The organism is Novipirellula herctigrandis (assembly GCA_007859835.1).
Lineage (GTDB): Bacteria > Planctomycetota > Planctomycetia > Pirellulales > Pirellulaceae > Novipirellula_A > Novipirellula_A herctigrandis.
Map to the genome: position 1 here is coordinate 7,511,682 of SJPJ01000001.1, position 2,274 is coordinate 7,513,955.

A 2,274-nucleotide genomic window follows, 5' to 3' on the forward strand; every position below is an offset into this window, starting at 1 on the left:
TTTTCTTTAGCCAACTGATGGTATGCCAAGAATCAAACGTGCCGATGAAGCAGGCTGCATCTATCATGCCCTTAACCGGGGCAATGCGAAAAATGGGAAAGTGCGAAAATTGACCCCCTTCCCCTTTTATTTCCCGGTCAGCTACACGTACGACGAAGCGGGCCGCAAGTCGACCGAATCGACCACCCTTGGTGGCCAAACCTATACAACAACGACCAATTACGACGATCTCAGCCAAGTGTCCGGTCTGACTTACCCAGATGGCACGCCGGTCGTCCGGACCTACACCGATCGTGGACAATTGGAAACGGTCGCGTTTAACAACACCACCGTCGACACGCGTACCTACGACGATGGTGGTCGGATGACGGGAAGTAGCTACAGTAATGGAGTGAGTGAAAGTAGAACGTACAATGCCGACAACACCCTTGCGGGGATCGCGTTTAGCGGTGCTCCAATCGGGGATCTTACGTACGGCTGGGACGCGAACAAGAACAAGACGTCCGAGACGATTACAGGAACGATGGGCGGTTACGGCTTCAACGTCGGCACAAGCGGCTACGATGATGAAGATCGCTTGGTCAACTGGAACCGAACCGACAGCAATCTCGATCAAGCCTGGAATCTCTCGCTTGTCGGCGACTGGAACAGTTTCACCGAGAATGCCAGCGTGCTAAGCCGTACCCACGGCCCCACGCACGAGATCCTCAGTGCCGCCGGCCAAGCGGTTCAGCACGACGCCAAGGGGAACCAAACGCTACTTCCCACTAGCCTCTCGCCGCTAGCCACGAGCCTCTCGCTTCATTGGGATTTTGAGAACAAGCTGCTTGGGGCGGACACGGACAATGACGGCACAGATGATGCGACGTACCAGTTTGACGCGTTGGGACGTAGAGTCGCTCGCGACGATGGCACAACGGTAAGCGTTTATGTGCAAAACGGTCAACAGACGATCGCCGATTATGTTTCTGGATCAGTCCCTGGGTCACCGACCTACACTTATGCCTACGGCAGTTACATCGACGAGCCGGTCATAAGGGGTGGAACTGGCGGCTTACGTTACTACCACCGAAACCAACAATACTCCATCATCGCGCTAACCGATGGCGGCGGTCTCATCAAAGAACGTTACGCTTACGATGCCTACGGCACACCTACGATCCTGGACTCTAGCCTCTCGGCTCTAGCCACTAGCCTCTCTTCCAACCGCTACACCTACACCGGCCGCGAGTGGGATGAGGCATTAGGCTTGTATCACTACCGCGCCCGTATGTACGACAGTGCGTCGGGTAGGTTCTGCTCCAGGGATCCGATCGGGTATGAGGGGAGTAAGTGGAACCTATACGAATATGTTGAATCGAGACCTGTCTCGAACACGGATCCGAGCGGCATGTTCTCGTGGCGATCATGCAGGAAGTTTTGCAAAAACTTGGCAACAAGAGTGGCAGTTAAGTGTGATAAAGCGTGTCGTGCAATCTGCCCCAAACAACTAAAACCAAACTCAACATGCCATATCGCGTGTGTAGCTGAGGCAGCGGGAATATTCGCAACATGCGTCATTGGGTGCAATGGGCCTAATCCTTTTCCGTGGGATTTGCCATTTTGATCAAATCCCAAGTGCAGAGTGTACATTAGCATGCGAAAATTACTCCCACTACATTTGCTACTAATCGCGATATGGATCGTGCTGTTCTTTTACTACATCTTCGCTCTTGCGTAGGGTCAGAGAACTCGGAGAGGAAAAGGGGAAGGGGTCGGAGAGGAAAAGGGGAAGGGGTCGGAGAGGAAAAGGGGAAGGGGGTCGTTTTTCGGGACTTGGTTTGATATTCTTTAGCGAATACGATCAATCTTTCTTTAGCCAACTGATGGTATGCCAAGAATCAAACGTGCCGATGAAGCAGGCTGCATCTAACATGCCCTTAACGAGAAAAAAAGGGCCATCCAAACTCTATTGCCTTACTGCTTGGGATTTGCTAGAATTCTCGCTCATCAAGTCTTGTCCAGGAGGTCGTTATGCCGCGCAAACCACGCTATGAAGTCGCTGATCCCGCAGAAGTTCAGGTATTCCACGCAGTTCAACGCTGTGTAAGACGTGCATTTTTGTGTGGCGAAGACCCGTTTTCCGGTCAATCCTATGAGCATCGCCGTGGTTGGATTCGTGATCGATTGGAGTTTCTGGCGGGGATTTTCGCAATCGATTGCCTGACCTATACAGTGCTCAGCAATCATCTGCACCTCGTTTTGCGCAGTCGGCCTGATGTGGTTGCTCAGTGG

At 52.6% G+C, this 2,274-nt stretch carries 2 protein-coding genes; both read left to right on the forward strand.

Translation table 11 applies throughout. The features are described 5' to 3' along the window. Window positions 1–22: 22 nt before the first annotated feature. Window positions 23–1,606, forward strand: a complete 1,584-nt coding sequence (locus CA13_RS27310) for an RHS repeat-associated core domain-containing protein (RefSeq protein ID WP_146402107.1) — start codon at window positions 23–25, stop codon at window positions 1,604–1,606. A 407-nt stretch (window positions 1,607–2,013) separates the two neighbouring features. Beyond that, a partial coding sequence (locus CA13_RS27315) for a transposase (protein WP_473087493.1) occupies window positions 2,014–2,274 on the forward strand: 261 nt, incomplete at its 3' end.